The 17,901-nt window shown below is 62.6% G+C and carries 13 protein-coding genes and 1 pseudogene; 7 read left to right on the top strand and 7 right to left on the bottom strand.

Going from position 1 to position 17,901, the window contains the following annotated elements; genetic code table 11:
• From NLY37_RS25810 to NLY37_RS25800, 3 genes are read left to right on the top strand one after another with little or no spacing between them, the layout of a single operon-like run.
• A complete protein-coding gene (locus NLY37_RS25810; protein ID WP_023742532.1) occupies positions 1-1,917 on the top strand; it encodes a lasso peptide isopeptide bond-forming cyclase in 1,917 nt (638 codons plus the stop codon).
• On the top strand, positions 1,917-2,885 hold the full coding sequence (locus NLY37_RS25805; RefSeq protein ID WP_023715553.1) for a phosphoenolpyruvate carboxykinase (ATP): 969 nt from the start codon (positions 1,917-1,919) through the stop codon (positions 2,883-2,885). Before NLY37_RS25810 ends, NLY37_RS25805 begins: the two co-directional genes overlap by 1 nt.
• Positions 2,886-2,890: 5 nt before the next feature.
• Entirely contained in the window at positions 2,891-4,726 is a 1,836-nt protein-coding gene (locus NLY37_RS25800) for an ABC transporter ATP-binding protein (RefSeq protein WP_023711265.1), read from the top strand.
• A 47-nt stretch (positions 4,727-4,773) separates the two neighbouring features.
• Here the strand turns inward: NLY37_RS25800 and NLY37_RS25795 are convergent, their stop codons facing one another.
• Positions 4,774-5,046 carry an exopolysaccharide production repressor protein gene (locus tag NLY37_RS25795; RefSeq protein ID WP_023711266.1) on the bottom strand — a complete coding sequence of 91 codons (273 nt, stop codon included), beginning with the start codon at positions 5,044-5,046 and terminating at the stop codon, positions 4,774-4,776.
• Positions 5,047-5,653: 607 nt separating this feature from the next.
• Here NLY37_RS25795 and NLY37_RS25790 point away from each other — a divergent pair.
• From NLY37_RS25790 to NLY37_RS25780, 3 genes are all read left to right on the top strand, one after another.
• Positions 5,654-6,331: a sugar transferase gene (locus tag NLY37_RS25790; protein WP_023668816.1), complete on the top strand. Its 678-nt coding sequence runs from the start codon at positions 5,654-5,656 to the stop codon at positions 6,329-6,331.
• Between the two features lie 216 nt (positions 6,332-6,547).
• A complete protein-coding gene (locus tag NLY37_RS25785; protein WP_033003147.1) occupies positions 6,548-7,771 on the top strand; it encodes a polysaccharide biosynthesis/export family protein in 1,224 nt (407 codons plus the stop codon).
• A 177-nt stretch (positions 7,772-7,948) separates the two neighbouring features.
• A complete protein-coding gene (locus tag NLY37_RS25780) occupies positions 7,949-9,040 on the top strand; it encodes an acyltransferase family protein (protein ID WP_023742534.1) in 1,092 nt (363 codons plus the stop codon).
• 10 nt (positions 9,041-9,050) lie between these two features.
• Here NLY37_RS25780 and NLY37_RS25775 read toward each other — a convergent pair whose 3' ends face one another.
• The 5 genes from NLY37_RS25775 to NLY37_RS25755 all read right to left on the bottom strand — a co-directional run bounded on the left by NLY37_RS25775 (position 9,051) and on the right by NLY37_RS25755 (position 16,410).
• Positions 9,051-10,334 (bottom strand): O-antigen ligase family protein, encoded by a 1,284-nt coding sequence (locus tag NLY37_RS25775; protein WP_023689977.1) that lies wholly within the window; start codon positions 10,332-10,334, stop codon positions 9,051-9,053.
• A gap of 288 nt (positions 10,335-10,622) precedes the next feature.
• A complete protein-coding gene (locus tag NLY37_RS25770; protein WP_023742535.1) occupies positions 10,623-11,450 on the bottom strand; it encodes an SDR family NAD(P)-dependent oxidoreductase in 828 nt (275 codons plus the stop codon).
• Between the two features lie 101 nt (positions 11,451-11,551).
• On the bottom strand, positions 11,552-12,037 hold the full coding sequence (locus NLY37_RS25765; protein ID WP_023742536.1) for an acetone carboxylase subunit gamma: 486 nt from the start codon (positions 12,035-12,037) through the stop codon (positions 11,552-11,554).
• Positions 12,034-14,238 (bottom strand): hydantoinase B/oxoprolinase family protein, encoded by a 2,205-nt coding sequence (locus tag NLY37_RS25760; protein ID WP_023742537.1) that lies wholly within the window; start codon positions 14,236-14,238, stop codon positions 12,034-12,036. The genes NLY37_RS25765 and NLY37_RS25760 overlap by 4 nt, the downstream gene beginning before the upstream one ends.
• Before the next feature lie 12 nt (positions 14,239-14,250).
• The gene (locus NLY37_RS25755; protein ID WP_023742538.1) at positions 14,251-16,410 is read right to left on the bottom strand and encodes a hydantoinase/oxoprolinase family protein; all 2,160 of its coding nucleotides are present in this window, start codon (positions 16,408-16,410) and stop codon (positions 14,251-14,253) included.
• A gap of 109 nt (positions 16,411-16,519) precedes the next feature.
• Between NLY37_RS25755 and NLY37_RS25750 the strand changes: the two are divergent.
• Positions 16,520-17,297, top strand: a pseudogene (locus NLY37_RS25750) (helix-turn-helix transcriptional regulator).
• Between the two features lie 19 nt (positions 17,298-17,316).
• Here the strand turns inward: NLY37_RS25750 and NLY37_RS25745 are convergent.
• Positions 17,317-17,898: a DUF1349 domain-containing protein gene (locus NLY37_RS25745; RefSeq protein ID WP_023732560.1), complete on the bottom strand. Its 582-nt coding sequence runs from the start codon at positions 17,896-17,898 to the stop codon at positions 17,317-17,319.
• Positions 17,899-17,901: the final 3 nt, after the last annotated feature.

Genomic DNA, 17,901 nt, shown 5'->3' with positions numbered 1-17,901 from the left:
ATGAGCGGCGTCGCCGGAATTCTGCTGAGGCAGGAAGGCAGGCAGGCCGCCGCGGCCGACATCCAGCGCATGCTTACCCGCATGCAACATCGCGCGCCTGACGGCAGTTCGTGGTGGATGGACGAGGGCGTCGTTCTTGGCCACGCCTGGCTCAACACCACCGATGAAGCCGGCCCCGGCCCGCTGACCATGGCCGGCGGCAAGCTCGCGATCACCGCGGACTGCCGGCTGGACAATCGCGACGAATTGCTGGCCAGGCTTGGCATCAGGGACAGTTCGGTTGCCGACGCCGTGCTGTTGATGCGCGCCTATCTGCGCTGGGGCGAAGCCTGCCCCGAGCATCTGCAAGGCGACTTCGCCTTTGCCATCTGGGATGGCGAGCGCCGGCAGCTGTTTTGCGTGCGCGACCATTTCGGCGTCAAACCGTTCTACTATCATTCGAGCGACCGGCGCTTCGTCTTTGCCTCGGAGATCGGGCCGATCCTCGATGCCGGCGGCGTCGACATGCGCATCAGCGAACACCAGATTTCGGGATTCCTGGCCGGGCTGCCCGACGATCCGCAGTCGACAGCCTATGCCGATATCTTCCGCCTGCCGGCGCGCCACAGTCTGACAGTGACCGGCAACCAGGTGGTGCTGCGCCGCTACTGGCAGATCGAACCCTCGCCAAGGCCGATGCGATCGGATACGGCCGAGGAATTCCGGCATCTGTTTTCGCAATCGGTCCGCAACCGTATGCGCGGCACGCCTGCGGTCGGTGCTATGCTGAGCGGAGGCCTCGATTCCTCGTCGATCGCCTGCGTGGCGGGCCTGCAGAATGCCGCGCAGCGAAAGCCGAGGCTGCCGACGTTTTCGCTGGTGTTCGAAAAGGGTTCGCCGATGGACGAGCGGCCTTTCATCGAGGCAGTGCTTGGACAGGAGAAGGTCGACGGCACTTTGATTTCCGTCGGCAACTACGCGCCCTTCGCCGAGTTCGAACGCATTCTGGAAGAGCAGGAGGAAACGTTCCTGGCCCCCGGCCTGTCGCTGACCCGCGACATCTACAGGACCGCCGGCGCCAAGGGCATGAAGGTGCTGCTGGACGGCCATGGCGGCGACGAGGTGGTTTCGCAGGGCCACGGCCACCTGCACGAACTCGCCTATGCCGGCAAATGGATGGAGCTGTGGCGCGAGCTGCGCAGCGCCTCCAACACCTATGGCGATGGCATGCTCGGCCTCTACTACCAGTTCCTTACCCTTTACGGGCCGGCCTGGCGCATCGCGAGAATCAAGCGGTTCGCGAACCGCGTGCTTGGCAAATTGCGGCGCCATCCCACTGGGCGGCCGGCGACGAGCTGGCGCGCCCTGATCAATCCGGACCTGGCGATGCGTACCGACCTCGTCGAACGGTTCCGCAGGGCCGGCTATATGCCGCCCGCGGTCAGCGCCAGCGAGACCTTGACCCATCGCTGGCTGCTGTCGAACGGCATGGTGCCGCACGCCTTCGAGGTTCTCGACAAGGCCGCCGCCAATTTCGGCGTCGAGCCGCGCTACCCCTTCTGGGACAAGCCGCTGGTCGAGTTCTGCCTGGCACTGCCCGGCGCGGAAAAGCTGAACCAGGGCTTTGGCCGCTCGGTGTTGCGCCGTGCCATGGAAGGAATTTTGCCCCCGGCGGTGCAGTGGCGGCGCGACAAGATCGATTTCACCTCCAATTTGGTCAAAGGCATGCTGGGCAATCACCGCGATCTCCTGGACAAGGTGCTGGTGAAAGATGCGGCGCGGATTGCCCCTTACGTCAACCTGCCTGAGGTGACCGCCGCCTATGGCCGTATTTCCAGCCAACCCGAGGCCGCGACCTTGCCCGATGTCCAGTATGTATGGCGTTCGATTTCGCTATCGTTGTGGCTGCGGCAGGTGCAACAGCGCGGGAGCCACTGATGATGCCGGCCAACATGCCTCTTGCCGCTGATGACCGCCATGCAATTGCTGCTCGCGCACAGCACTTCTACAAAGCCTATGGGCTGACGATCGCTTCGCAGGTCGAACTGCCTGAGCTAGAGCCGAGCGAACCAGCTTGCGTCGATGTGCTGATCACGGTCGGCCCGATCGACCTGCCAAAACCCTCGCCCGAGACCGGAACTGCTTTCCGTTTCGAGCCGCGGCAGCAATATTTGGCATGGCAGACGGTCGGCGCCTTCCTGATCACCGATGCCTGCCGCATCGAGGTGGAGCCGGCGCCCGATGTCGACGATGCGCTGCTGGCGTTTCCGCTGCTCGGTCCGGTCATGGCACTGCTCCTGCACCAGCGCGGCCTGCTCATCCTGCACGCCAGCGCCATTGCGGTCGGCGGCAAGAGCGCTGTCTTCATGGGCGACAAGGGCGCCGGCAAATCGACGACGGCGAGCGCGATGATCCGTGCCGGGCATCGATTGCTGACCGACGATGTCGTGGCGCTCGATCTCACGGACCGGCCGATGATCGTTCCGGGTTTTCCGCAGTTGAAGCTCGCCGCCGATGCCGCCGCCGCGTTTCCCATCCGCCAGGCAGAGATACGCCCGCAGGTGCATGCGGCGATCGACAAGATGCAGCACCGCCTGCACGCCGGATTTGCGGCAGACGCGGTGCCGGCGACCCGGATCTATATCCTCGAGCGCAGCGACAAGGCAGCGATCACGCCGCTGCCAGGCATCGGCGCCCTGCCGGCAATCATCAAATTTTCCTATGTGACGCGTTTCGGCCGTCCAGCCCTGGTCGGCGATTTTGCCACGACACATCTTCGCCAATGCGCCGCCCTGGCCAGCCAGATCGGCGTCTGCCGCCTCGAAGTGCCCACCGGGCTCGACCGTATCGGCGAAGCCGTCGCCCTGATCGAAAACGATCTGGCGGCCGACAAAGGGCCGCGGTGACTGACATGTCCGCATCGCAGATCCTGCGCTTTTCGTTTTACCGCGATGTCGCCGGCTTCGGCGCCGCCATGGCCCGGATCGGCGGGCGCAGGACCTTCACGGCATTGCTGTTCCTGATCCTGGGAAGCCTGACCGAAGGCATCTCGATCCTGCTTCTGGTGCCGCTGCTGCATCTGGTCGGGCGACCCGAGCAGAATTTCGCGGTCAGGTTGCCTGACCGCGACTGGGTGCGCTGGCTGGCTCCGGACGGAACGCTGCAATTGACCACGGTGCTTTGCCTGCTGGTCGGGCTTGTCGCGCTGCAGGCAGCGTTCAACCGCTATAAATCCGTCTACATGGCGCGGCTGCTGCTCGACTTCATCAATCGCCTGCGCATGAACCTGTTCGAGAGCATCGGCAAGGCGCGGTGGGGGATATTCGCGCGCATGCGCAGCTCCGATCTCGACCATGCGCTGACCGGCGATATCGACCGCGTGCAGTCGGCGGCGTTCTCGCTGCTGATGCTGGTGCAGATCGCCGTGCTTCTGGCGGGTTATCTCGTTGTCTCGCTGTTCATTTCGACAGTAATGACGGCGTTTGCCATTGTCGTCGGCATCGTCACCTTCCTGGCACTGCAGCCGTTTCGGGCACGAGCCAGCGCCTTCGGCCGGGTTTTGACCAGCAATCGCCAGGAGCAGTACCGAACGGTCTCGGAGTTCCTCGGCGGCATCAAGGTCGCCAAGAGCCTGAATGTCGAGGCGACCTATTACGCGCAGCTTCGCGCGACGCTGGAGAAGATGAAGGCCGACAACATCAACTATGTGCGCAACAGCACCATCGGCACCGCTCTGTTCCAGGTCGCCAGCGTCATTGGTCTGAGCCTGTTCATCTATGTCGCTTTGGTCCGCTTCAACCTCTCGCTGGCCGAGATCGTTGTCCTGCTTCTGGTGTTCATGCGCATCGCGCCGCGTTTCATGGACATGCAGATGCAGGCGCAGCAGGTGCTGATCAACCTGCCGGCCTATGCCTCGATGCGCGACATGCAGGCGCGTTTCGATGCCGAACGCGAGCCGGCAAACCTCGAATCGGATGCCAAGCTGTCGCTCGATGTCGGGCTCAACATCCGCAACGTCTCCTTTGCCTATGAGGCCGGCGGCAAGCCGGTGGTGAGCGATGTGACGTTTGGCCTTCCCGCCGGCAAGGTAACGGCGCTGATCGGTCCGTCAGGCTCGGGCAAGAGCACGCTTGCCGACATGCTGCTTGGCCTGCTCGAACCGAGCGAGGGCAAAATCCTGGCCGATGGCGTCGAGATCGGCGCGGCCAACCGCCGGCGCTGGCGCGACCAGGTGGCGTATGTGCCGCAAGACGTGTTCCTGCTGCACGATACGATCGCCGCCAATCTGCGCCTTGCCGCGCCGCAAGCCAGTGACGCGGAGCTGTGGACTGCACTGCGCGCTGCGCATGGCGCCGACTTCGTCGAGCGGCTGGAGTTGCGGCTCGACACGGTGGTCGGCGACCGCGGCGTCCGGCTCTCGGGCGGCGAACGCCAGCGCATCGCGCTGGCGCGCGCGCTGCTGCGCAAACCTTCGCTGCTCATTCTCGACGAGGCGACCAGCGCGCTCGACTGGCAGAACCAATCCCTGATCGCCAAGTCGATCGACGGCTTGCGCGGATCGATGACGATCCTGACCATTGCGCACAGGCCATCGATGATCGCCTTCGCCGACTGGGTGGTTGCAGTCGAAAACGGACGAATCGTCGAAGTCGGGCAATATCAGAGGTTGAAAGCGAAGGCCGGCAGCCGCCTGTCGAAAATGCTTTCAGGCGAGCAATCGGAACCCGAGCCGGCCGAAGCAGGCTGAGTCCGGCAGCAAGATGATCCGAGGCCGACCTTGCGGCTTCAGACTGCTCAATGCACGCTGCGCCTCGCCGAGAGCTTCTCGCCTTCAACCGCCTTGTCGGCGCCGAGGCTTCTTTCGGCGTCGCGAGCCCTGTCGGCCGATGTCGGCGCGCTCCTGGCGATCATAACATACACCAACAGGAAATAACCGACTTGGATGAGGACAGCGCAGCCGATGACGCGAAGCACCGTTGTGGTGACCGTCGCGCCGTCGACATAGGACCACGCGACCACGATCGCGAGGGCGAAAACCATTCCAATGACGAATTTTGGTAATGACATGTTCGGCGGCCCGTCAACCGGCCCGAGCATGCAAAAGCGATGACTTACCCACCCGAGTATCTCCCCATTCGCCATGCGAGCTTATTTAGCTGCTCTTTTTCGGCCGGTTGCTTCCGGCCTTCCCAACCCATCCAGACTCTATCAGGAATAATTTGCGACTCTATTAAGGCGCGAAACTGACGGCAAGGGCAACCTGCAATAATTTTCGGCTTGGCGGCGGCTTGGACTCCGCCATGCTGCGATGCACACGCAGGGGTGGTGACCTAACTCGTCATGCGCTTTATACTGCAGTAGAATCTACAATGTTGATTAGTATTTTACTTGATTAATTTAGCAAAGCCAGTGATTCGAAAATCAGTTAAAGCCGTTCCCTCTGCGGCAAAGGACGATTTGCCCAAAACCCGCCGAAAAAAGGCATTACATTTCCTAGGGTTGCTAATTATTCGTCACAAACCCGCCATAAAGGGCAAAATTTGGGCAAGGAGCGTTTATTATTTAGTCAATTCCTGACGTGACTATTTCAGCCATATGGGAAATTGTGTGTTGCGCTGCAGCATTTTTTTGGTATCGTGGCATAAACCATCCGTTCAACGTATGGAGCTTTTGCATGAGGGACGTTGCCAAGTCGGCCAATGCGGCATTTTCGCATGTCGGCGTAGATTTTCCGCCACCCATCGGCGGGCTGCTGAAGCGCAGTTTCGATATTTTCGGTTCACTTGTCGGCCTGGTGGCGCTTAGCCCGCTGTTCCTGATGGTGGCCCTTCTGGTCAAGCTTTCCGACGGCGGCTCGATCTTCTACGGCCACAAGCGCATCGGACGCGGTGGGCGGATTTTCCCCTGCCTCAAGTTCCGCACCATGGTCGAAGACGGCGAACGTGTGCTGGCCGCCTATCTCGCGGCCAATCCGGAAGCCAACGCCGAATGGATCGCGACCCGCAAGCTGAAGAACGATCCGCGCGTCACCCGCGTCGGCGCCGTTCTGCGCAAGCTCAGCCTCGACGAGCTGCCGCAGATCATCAACATCCTGCAGGGCGATATGAGCCTTGTCGGGCCTCGCCCGGTGGTGCGTGACGAGCTTGAGATCTACGGCAGCGCCGCGGTCTATTATTTGAAGTCGCGGCCGGGCCTGACCGGGCTCTGGCAGGTCAGCGGACGCAACGATGTCTCCTATGACAGCCGCGTCGCGTTCGACCGTCACTATGTCGAGAACTGGTCGCTGTTCGAAGACGTTCGCATCATCCTCAAGACCGTGCCTGCGGTGTGGATGTCGCGCGGTTCCTACTGACCGACCGCAACTGGTCAGCAATCGGGCCGGTACGGCCCGAAGCCAATCCGGTCCAAAGCTATTCGGCGATGGGCCGGTCTCGCATTGCAGCCATAATTCTGCCAGGTTCCGAAGGAGGCACTCGGCAGCAGGTCTATCGGGCGGATGGGGCCAAAACGGATCGGAAACGTTCAGTTGAAAACAGACATATCAGCGTATTTTCGCCTTGCCGGCCCGATGCGGCCGGCACGGCTCGTCGCCACGTGCCTCGCTCTGTCGCTCGCGGTTCCGGCCATGGCCGACGAGTACCGGCTCGGCTCGCAAGACAAGCTCAACATCCGCGTCGCCGAGTGGCAGACGGTGGAAGGCACGTTCCGTGACTGGTCGGCGGTAAACGGCGAATATTCGGTCGGTCCAGCCGGCAATTTGTCGGTGCCGTTCGTCGGCGAACTGCCGGCCGCCGGCAAGACCACGTCGGAGGTTGCGGCCGCGATCAGCGTCGCCCTGCAGCGCAAGCTTGCCTTGTCGGACAAGCCGGAAGCCTCGGTGGAAATGGTGCAGTTCCGGCCGTTCTACATCTCGGGCGAGATCCAGACGCCTGGCCAGTTTCCCTATGTGCCGGAGCTGACCGTGCTCAAGGCGATCAGCATCGCCGGCGGCATCCGGCGCAACGCCGATTTCGGCATCCAGCTCGGCAAGGACCTGATCACCGCCAAGGGCAATTTCGACATTTATGACGACCAGCGCGTGCGGTTGATCGTCAAGCGTGCCCGCATCGATGCCGATCTCGCCGGCAAGGAGAGTTTCGAGGCGCCTAAGGAAGTCGAGGGCGACCCGCGCCTGGCGACAATCGTCTCCGACGAAATGCAGATCCTGATCTCCGACCAGAAAGCGTTGAAGCTGAAGCTGCAGGCGCTTGACGATCTGAAAGGGGTCCTGCAGTCCGAAATCGAGGCGCTGCAGAAAAAGATCGTCAACCAGCAAAAACAGGTCGACCTGGCGCAGCAGCAGGCGGACAGTATCGGTCCGCTGGCGCAAAAGGGCCTGGTCGCCAACGCACGCCTGCTTTCCTCGCAACAGTCGGTCACCGATCTGCAGGGCAAGATCCTGGACTATGAGACGGCGATCCTCACCGCCAAGCAGTCGGTCAGCAAGGCGACGCAGGATGCCATCGATGCCCAGAACACGTTGAACTCGAGACTTGCCGCCGACCGGCAGCAGGTCGAAGCAGACCTCAACGAAGCCGCACTCAGGGTCAACATGCAACAGGGCCTGATGGCCCAGGCATCGGACCCGGCCACGACCGCCGCCATCACAAACAACAATGAAGAGCCGGCGCTCATCTATTCGCTGGTGCGCGTGACCGACGGCAAGACCAGCGAGATCGACGCCAAGGAAGATACGCCGGTGCTGCCGGGCGACGTCATCAAGGTGAAGCTGGCGCCGACGGCCAGCCAGTAACCTGTTTGTTTGGAGCAATTCCGGACGGAAAACCGTTTCCCACTTTTCCCGGAATTGCTCTAGCGCTCGGGCTCGCTCGGCGAGGCCCGCGCGATGGAGGCGGGAGGAACCAGTTCGGCTCGTTCGCGCCAGGGTGCGGGCGGGAACTTCCGTTTTTCGACCGCTTGAAGGCATTCCATGCAGCCCGCCGCACCGCGCCACGTCTACCTCAATCTCGATGCCATCCGCGGCGTCGCGGCGATCAGCGTCATGCTCTACCACTTCTCGCCGTTCCTGGCCGCCGGCAAGGTGCTGCCGTCGAGCTATCTGGCGGTTGACCTGTTCTTCCTGCTCAGCGGCTTCGTCATCGCGCATGCCTATGACCGCAAGATCGAAAACGGCATGGGCTTCGGCACGTTCGTGGCGATCCGCCTGATACGCCTCTACCCGCTCTACCTCGCCGGCACGCTGCTCGGTTTCTTCTATCTCGTCGTCAAGAACCGGCTGATTCCGGCGGAATACATGCCGATCTCCGAGATCGGCACCATGCTGACGACCGGCATGTTCTTCATCCCGCTGGTCAGCGATGCCTATCACACGATCTTTCCGCTCAACCCCGCGTCGTGGTCGCTGTTCTTCGAGCTGATCGTCAACATCGCCTATGTCGCCGTCTTCTTCCTGCTGACGAAACGCGTGCTGAGCGTGCTCATCGCCGTCAGCCTGGTGCTGCTGGTGGTCGCCTCTATCATTGCCGGCACGCTCGACTTCGGCATGACCGGCTCGACCATCATCAGCGGCCTGCCGCGCGTCTGTTTCTCGTTCTTCCTGGGCGTGCTGCTTTGCCGGTCCATGACACGCTATCAAAGCGCCCTCGGCTTCCTGCGGCGCGGCTGGTGGGTCGAGGGTGCGATCGCGCTGACGCTCATCGTCTTTGCCATCGCGCCGGCCGGCGGCGCGCGCGTCGCCTACGATCTCGCCTGCGTCGTCCTGGTCTTCCCGGCGCTGGTGGTGGTCGGCACTATTGCGACGACGGCGCCGCGCCTGTCAGGCCTCTATGGCTGGCTGGGGCGGATTTCCTACCCGATCTACATCATCCACACGCCGCTGCTGATGATCATCGCCGGGGCGGGCAAGGCCGCAGCGATCGACCCGTTCGCGCATCATCCCTGGTTCGGCATCGTCATGGCGGTTTCGGTCATCGTCATCGCCGACATCGCCACGCGCGTCTATGACGAGCCGTTGCGCCGCTTCCTGCAGCGGCTGATGCTGCGCAAGCGCGCCGCCGCCTGAGATAAGCAAGTCAGACGCGCGCCGGCATGCGGCCGTTGGCGGTGTTCTCGTCCGGCACCGGAACATAGGCCCGCCTTGCCCTGGCGAGCGGCACCGGGCGCAGCTTGAACAGGCCGTAATAGACGATGAACGAGGCCATGAAATAGGGGCCGAGGATCTCGACCTCGAAGAAGGAGCGGATCAGCATCATGCCGACCGCGCCGGCGAGCACCACTGAATCGGCGCTCCAGTCACCGAACACCACCTTCGAAACATGGCCCCAGAAGGAGCGCAGGATGATCAGCGCCAGCATCGTCACGCCGATGAAGCCGAGCTCGACCAGCGTCTCGATATAGGTGTTGTGGAAATGGAAGCCGGTGCGGGTGGAGATGTAGAACTCGGCCCAGAGCCGTTCCGGATCGGCAAAACCCTGGATCCAGTAGGCGGCATAGCCATAACCGAGCACCGGACGCTGCTGCGCGGCGGCCCAGCCCTGTTCCCAGAGATAGGTGCGGCCGGTCAGCGTCGAATCCTTGCCGAAGATGCCGAGCACGACATCGAGCAGGCCAAGGTTCAGCGCAGCCATCACACCGCCGACCAGCGCCGTAGCGCCGACGACGAACAGCACGCGGCGGTAGCGGCGTGACAGAACCTTGCTCATGGCAAGCAAAGCAACGACACCGATCACCGCCGGAAGCGAAGCGACTGACGTCGCCGAGTGGGCGATCGCCAGCATATAGACCGACAGCAGGATGATCGGCGCGGTCCAGACGAAGCTCATCCAGTTGCGCCGGTAGAAGGCCAGAAAAGCGAAGCAGAAGAAGATGCCGAGCGAGGCGAAGAAGCCGATCTGGTTCTTGGAGCCGAAGGCGCCGACGAAATTGGTGGTGCCGTCGATAGTGTCGAGCGCATAGGCGCCAACCTTCAGGGAATACAGCAGCACGATGAAGATGCCGATCAGCGAGCCCAGCACCAGCGTGCGCGTGCTGATGGTGCGCGCCGCGATGTAGGCGCACAGCATGTGGGAGAAATATTGCAGCCCCGCCCGCGCGCTGGTGCCGGCCGCTTGCGACCAGAACAGCGACAGGCAGACATAGGCCGCAAACAGCAGCGGCAGCCAGGCGCTGGAGAGATCGCGGGCGAAACGCCGATAATCGACGAACAGCAGCGGCAGCCATACCAGATAGTAGGCGAGGATCAGGATCTGGCCGAAATTGGTGGAGTAGGCGAAGGCAAACACCGACACCGCAACGGCGAAGGCGGCATAGGCCTTGTTGTTGTCCGGATCGATCAGAATGGATTTCGGGATCTTCATATCCGTACCGGATTTCTCATGCTACCGCCTTTCGGCTGGGCTGAAGCGCCCATGGTCGGCTTTTCTGCGTCAGGTCCGCCCTTGCATGCGCGATCGCCGGAACCTGCCCTTGCCGGACCCGATCAGCGGGCATCCATTGTGCAGTGCACAATATAACCTCTATCGCCTGTCACTCAATGGTAAATTTGCCGCGAGGGGTAAAGTTGCCGCGGGCAGGGCCAAAACGACCATGCAACCGACAAATGGCGTTAATACGGCTCGCTCGTTCGAAAATTCAAACGGTGACCGCTACCACAGCGCTCCGCCGGTGACCTGAATGTTTTCCATGGTGATGCCCTTGGCCACATCCGAGCACAGGAACACGGCTAGTGCCGCAATCTCCTGCGGCTGCAGCAGGCGCTGCTGGGGATTGCCCTTGGCGATCTCGGCCACCGCTTCCTCGGCGGTTCTGCCCTTGCCCTCACGCTCGACGACCTGCGCCACGTTGCGGCGCATCAGTTCGGTCTCGACCCAGGTGGGGCTGATCATGACGCAGGTGACACCGTGCGCGGCGCCTTCCAGCGCCACGCAGCGGGTAAGGCCGAGCAGCCCGGCCTTCGAGGCGCAGTAGGCCGGGTTGTCCTTCCAGCCGACGGAAGCCGCTGTCGAGCCGATGTTGACGATACGGCCCCAGTCGCGCGCGATCATGCCGGGCAGCACAGCTCGGGTGACGCGGAACGCTCCGCTGAGATTGGTGTCGACGATCTTGTCCCACAGTGCGTCGGAATGGCCGCAGACCGGCTGTTCGGCGGTGGTGCCCGCGGCATTGACCAGTATGTCGGCCGGGCCGATGGCGGCTTGTGCGTCAGCCGCAAACCGGTCGGTCACATCGCTGTCGCGGACATCGAGATGGGCGGCATAAACCCTGGTGCCGTGTGCCGACAGGGCCAACCGCACGCGCTCGATTTCGTCGGCGCCGGGATAATAGGCGGCGTCGGATCTGTCGGCGCCGGCGGGCGCGATGTAGGAGCCGACGGCGACATTGGCGCCGGCTTGCGCCAGGGCCGTAGCAATGGCGAAACCCATGCCGGAAAACCCGCCGGTGACGATGGCGCTGCGGCCGGAAAGGTCTGTCATGGTGGGCAGTCTCCGATGCGACGTCTGATGCGTTTATTCATAGTCCGTCGCCGGCTAGGAGCGCTACCTTGCCGGCAACGCGGCCGTAACATCGAGTTTCGCTAAAGCGGTTTGCCCAGCCACTCGCGGTAGAAGCCTTCGAGATCTGGCTCGAAATCATGGACGATGGGGTAGCCCGGAGCCGCCGCTTCCACCTCGTGCATGGTGCCGCATTGCGGGCAGATGAATTCGCGGATTTCCATCCATTGCGGATCGGGGATATCGCTATTGGGATAGATCTCGCGCAGCGCTGCCTCGGTGTTGCGCACGTTGATCGCGGCCTTGAGCTTCCAGTTCTTGCGGTAGTCGCCGAAGGAATGGCCGCATTGGCAGCGGGTGATGCGCTCGTCGCCGCTCTGGCAGATGAACAAATGATCCGAGACCGGCAGCAGGATCGGGTCCTTCCAGGTGACACGGTCCTGATAGACGGCGAGCATCTTGAAGAGGCGGTCGTCGTCCTTGTAGGCGCTCATGATGCGCTTTGTCTGCGGCCAGGGCAGCTTGCCGGCTGAGAGATCGCCGAGGACTTCCTTGCTGTATGAGGTCATGGCTTTGCTCCCGCCATGAAGATTGATTTGGCGTCGACGGTCCAGAAATCACTGAAATCCCTGGTGAAGCGCGACGACAGCTTGATCGCGCTGGCGTACATTTTCTTCACCTCGGGCGCGAAGTCGGCCTTCTCGACACGGCCGCGTTCGGCAGCGATCCAGTCCGAAACCGGGATCGCCTTGGCCAGACGCTCCTTGCGCATTGCGGCGCGGCGTTCGACCGTGGCATCGATATCGGCAACCGGATAACCCTCGGCGTCGTCCTTCAGCACGATGCCGAAAATCTGGATGGCCGCCTGGCGGGTGAGAAAACCGTTCTCGACATCCCAGGCGGTCTTGACCGGATCGCGCTCCAGCACGTCGCCATAACCGCCGCCACCATTGTAGGAATGGCTGAAGATGTCCCCCGACTTGTGCGGCGAGGTGATGTAGGGGCCTTCGACCACGGCATGGTCGCCGCCGATGTTCTTCTCGTAGTCGGAGACATGCGGATCGATACCTGGGGCATGCGCGAGCGGTTCGCCTTTTGCCGCCAGTTCGTGGATGTTGGAGTTGCGCACCGCGCGATGCTTCTGGCAGGTGGGCGCGGGATAACCGCCGCACATGCCGCCATTGTCGAATACCCGCGAGGAGTGTTCCGAAGTGTGCAGTCGCAGGTGCGAGGTCTTGTTGATCAGCCAGGTCGAGACGAAGGAACAGCCGCCGCGATATTTGCCGGCGCCGCCCGAATTGGGCATGATCGAGCGGCCGATATAGACCATCGGCATCGACTGTTCCCAGACCTCAATGTTGCCCATGTCGGATTCCGGATTCCAGCCGACATAGGCGGTGTCGAGGCCATCGGCGATGGCGAGCGCGCCGGAGCCGGCGGCGGCGCATTCGAAATGCGCCATGCCGAACGGCGTACCGTACTGGCTTTCGCCGCCCATCTCGATCATCGGGCTGTTGACCTGGCCAACGAAGGCTTCCTCGACGAAGCCGCGCGCGACGAAGCCGCGCGACAAAAGGCGCTGGAACACGCCATAGGCCGGCAGCAGCAGCGCCCAGGATGTGGCGGTCGCCACCATCTCATTGTCGGGGTTGGTCCAGGTGCCGTGCGGCAGCTTCAGCTCGGTCGCCATCCAGGCGCCGTCATTGACCAGGCCCTCGAAATTCATGTGCTGGGTCAAGGTGACGAACATACCGCCATCCATGCCGGCCGGCGTGCAGTTCATCGAATGGTACCCCCAGGGCTGCGTGCCCTCGAAGTCCATGGTGATCTTGCCGTCGGTGGTGATCTCCATCTCGATCGGGATGTTGTAGAGCCAGTCGGGATCGCCAAGCAGCTGGAAGCCGGGCTTGCCCGCCGTGACATGGCCGTAGAAGGTGTGGCCGCGATAGATGCCGGGCACGGTGAGCTGGCGGGTGCGGGCGAGCTGGGCGCGACGGCCCTCCTCGATGAACTCCTTCGACACCTTCATCCAGTAGTCGAGGCCGATCTCGGAGATCAGCTGCTTGACGCTTTCGCGCATGTCGATGCAGGAGGCGACCTTGGCCTTCTCGTCGAGCACCCAGTAGATCGGCATGCGCAGATTGCGCTCGCAGCGGATGACGTAGTCGCGGCGGATCTCGTCATTCTCGCCGATCTTTTCGGCGCAGACGAACAGGCCTTCGGTGAAGCGCTCCTGCGCCAGGCAGACGTCGCCGCCGGGCGTGATGCCGCCGGCTTCGAGCTCGTGGCAGACCGCACCGGCCCAGCCGACCAGCGTGCCTTCATGGAAGATCGGCACCACGTCCATGACGTCGGGCACCTGCACGGTGCCGATGAAGGCATCGTTGTTGGCAAAGATGTCGCCTTCGCGGATCTTCGGGTTTTCCTCGTAATCGTTCTTGATCATCCACTTGATGAAGCGGCTCATCGTGTGGACGTGGACCATGATGCCGTTGGACAGCGCGATCGCATCGCCCTCGGGCGTATAGATCGCCACCACCATTTCGCCGACTTCGCGCACGCCGGGCGAGGCCGAGATGCGGCGGGCCATTTCGCGGGCCGAGACGCAATAGGCGCGCAGCTTGGTGTGCAGCGTCTCGAATTTCAGCGGGTCCTGGTTGCGTAGCGTGAGCTCGGTGATGCCGTCATAGCAGCCGGTCTCTTCCATCAGCCGTTCTGATTCGAGCAGCCGTTCGCGCAGGCGCAGGGCCGAGGCAGGTTTGTCCAACATGGCGGTCCCCTTTCAAGAATGGGTGTAATGCAGCAGCGTCCACTCATCGACATGGACACGGTCCTGCGGATGAACAACGAGCGTGGTGGCGGGATGTTCGATGATGGCCGGACCGATCACCTCATGGCCGGGCTGCAGTAGGTCCATTTCGTAGAGATTGGCCTTGTGCCAGCGTCCCCCGATATAGGCCTCGCGCACGCCCTTGTGCGCTGCTGCCGGGGCCGATCTGCCGAGCGGGCGCTTCAAGAGCACCGGCTTGACCTTGTCGGCGGTGGCGATCAATCCGAGCTCGGTGATGGTGAAGCCGGCTTCGCCATAGCGCGAAACGCGATGGTTGACCTTGGCGTAGACCGCCTCGAATTCGTCGATGACCCTACGCATGTCGTCAGCCGAATTGACCTCGGCAAGCGGTGCCATGACCTCGACATCCTCGAGCTGGCCGGTGTAGCGCATCATCAGGAACGGCACGGTCTTGATCTTGTCTCTGATATGGCCGTCGCTGATCATCTCGTCGACCGCCGCCTTGGTGAGATCATTCCAGACGTCGGTGACCTTCTTGCCGAAAGCGAGCAGCTCGTCATCGCTTGCGCGGGCGCCGATGTCGTGCTGCGTCGAGACCGAATGCCGACGCATGAAATCGGCGGTGGTGCAGCCGAAGGCCGAGAAGGCGGCGGCAAACTGGAAGGTGATGATGTCCTTGAAGCCGATGCCCCTGGAGCAGCCGGCCAGATGCAGCGGACCCGAGCCGCCATAGGACAGCAGCGTGAATTCCGAGGGATGGATGCCCTGGCCGGAGATGACCCGGCGCAGCGCGTTGTTGGCATCGGCTTCCAGCATGTCGATCATGCCTTCGGCAGCCTCCTCGACACCGACGCCAAGGATGCTGGAGCATTTTTCCTCAAACGCTTTGCGCGCCTTCTCGACCTGCAAGACGACCTTGCCGCCGAGGAAATAATACGGGTTGAGGCGGCCTAGTATGGCGTCGCAATCGGCGATGGTGGGTTCAGTGCCGCCCTTGGCGAAGCAGATGGGGCCGGGGTCGGAACCGGCGCTTTCCGGCCCGAGCGAGACTTTCTTGGTCAGCGGGTCGACCTTGAGGATCATGCCGGCGCCGGCGCCGATCGTGTCGAGATGCAGCGTCGGCACGTTGAGCTTGAAACGGTCCATCAGCGGCTCGTTCTCGATCCGCGTCTGGCCGCGCGAAATGACGCCCATGTCGAAGGAGGTGCCGCCCATGTCCGAGCAGATCAGGGAGTCGTTGCCGATGAGCTTGCCGACATAGGCCGCGCCGAGAATACCGCCGATCGGGCCGGAAATCATGGTTTCGTGCAGGCGCGGATGGTTGATTGAGGTCAGGCCGCCAAAGGACAGCAGCGTCTGCACGCCGTATTTGAAGCCGTATTTTTTCGAAACGTCCTCGATACCCCTAAGCTGCTTGCGGCCGCGCGACGTCGCGTAGGCTTCGATCAGCACCGAGTTCAGCCGCGACTGTTCGCGGATGACCGGGCGGACCTCGTGGCTGGTGTAGATGAGGATGTCGGCGCCGGCTTTCAGCACCTCCTCGCGGCATATCTCGGCGATGCGCTTTTCGTGCACCGGATTGACGTGCGAGAAGATGGTCATGATGCAGATCGCCTCGACCTTGTCGGCGATCAGCTTCCTGGCTGCAGTCGCGACCTCATGCTCGTAGAGCGGCAGCACGATGTCGCCGAACTGGTCGATGCGCTCGGTGACGCCATGGGTGCGACGGCGCGGCACCAGCGGATCGGGATGATGGTGGGTCACCGCATGCAGCCGGTCGGCATAGGAATAGTCGGCCCAGGCCTGCAGGCCCCGACCCATCAGGATCATGTCTTCCAGACCCTTGGTGGTGATCAGGCCAAGCCGGCGCCCGGTGCGCGACAACAGCGTGTTGAGCATGCCGGTGCCGGAATAGAGCACGACGTTGACGCCGGAGAACAGCTGCTCCAGCGAGATGCCCCAGGCGTCGGCCGCGTCTTCGGCCGATGCGAGGAAGCCTTCGGCCTCGTTCTTGGGCGTGGTTGCCGACTTGCCGATCTTGAAGTGGCCGTCCTGGTCGACAAGGATCGTGTCGGTCATGGTGCCGCCGGCGTCGATGCCGATGACGATTGGATTGCCGACGATGGGACTGGTGAGGTTGGGTTGTGTCACGGTCGCCTCGGGATTGCTCTAGGATGCTCAAGCTAGATTCCTTGGGCGGCCTTGCGCCATGTGCCAAAAGACACAATGACCGCCGGACCGGGATCGCTGAGAAAAGGGCATGCGCATGGGCAATATCTGGGGGCCGCTCGCCAGGGCGATTGCCGCCACCGGTACGGACAGGCATGTCGACTGCCTGATCGACCTGATCGGCGCCGACATCGAGCACGATCTCGTCACCGTGACCCGATATTCGGCGACGAAGACGCCGGAATTCATCAAGCACCGGCGCTTCTCCGACGAGATGGTCCGGCGCTATCTCGACAATTACTACGTCTTCGACCCGTTCTATGCCGTGGCGGCGTGAGCAGAGGCTGGGCATCCTGCCGCTGAAGCGGCTTGCCGATGACGAGGCCAAGCGCGGCCAGTACATAGCCGGCTTCCTGGCGCAGTCGGAAATCTGCGATGAGGTCGGCATCATGCTGGCCGATGGCGGCGACTGGTGCCTCGGCATCTTCCTCGACCGCTCGACCTCCACCTTCAAGGAGAGCGAGATCGCCCTGCTGGACGAGCGGCTGCCGGTGTTCGAGGCCTTGCATGCGCTCGACATCAAGGCGCGCGGCACCGAGTTCTCCCGCACATCGGCGCCGACCGGCCCCGGCGCCTCGCCCCGGCAGGAGCCGACCATCCCGGCGAGCCTGTGGCCGGAGCTGTCGCTGCGCGAGCGGGAATTGGTGCAGTTGATCCTGGCGGGACATCCGACCGCCAACATCGCGGAACGGCTCGGCATCGCCGTCGGCACGGTGAAGAACCACCGCCGCCGCATCTACGAGAAGCTCGACATAACCACCGAACGGGAGCTGTTTTTGCAGTTCTTCCAGCATCGGGCAGACGGTTAGTCCGCCATCGATATGGCCGTCAGTCGTGCAATTGCCTGGAAATCGGCGGGCCGACAGTAAAGCCGGAGAATGTTACCTCAAACCCTTCGCGCTGCGGCGAGCAGCACATCATGCCGACATCGACGGATTTGGAGATCGGGAAATAAGCCAGCCGCACCGGCTTCCACTTGCCATCGGTGGTATCAAGATATTGGATGCGGATCGCCTCGGCATGGCGGGTCAGCCGGATGCGCACGCCGTCGGGGCCGGTGGGAATGCTGAGCAGCGACCAGTCCGAGGTGTCGTTGGTGACCACCACCGAAAAGTAAGCCAGCCCGTCGGTGTATTCGATGCCGGCCTTGATCCAGTGCGTTTCACTCAGCCGCAGCATCAGCCCGGCCTGGTCGTAGAGCACCTTGTAGTCGCCCTTGACGGTGACTTCGGCGCTGAAGTCACCCTCAACCGGACGATAGAGGAAATGGCCATTGTCACGCCAGAAGCCGTAAAAGGTTTCGCGCCAGAAGTCGGTTTCCCCGCCGGTGCGCACATGCACGATGCCATTACCGAAAGCATGGTGCGGCGGCGGGTTGAGCCAGGTCAGTTCCTCTTTCGCCGCTGTCATCGG

The sequence above is a fragment of the Mesorhizobium sp. C395A genome, assembly GCF_030323205.1.
In the GTDB taxonomy this organism is placed as follows: Bacteria; Pseudomonadota; Alphaproteobacteria; order Rhizobiales; family Rhizobiaceae; genus Mesorhizobium.
This window is presented reverse-complemented; position numbering and strand designations above follow the sequence as displayed.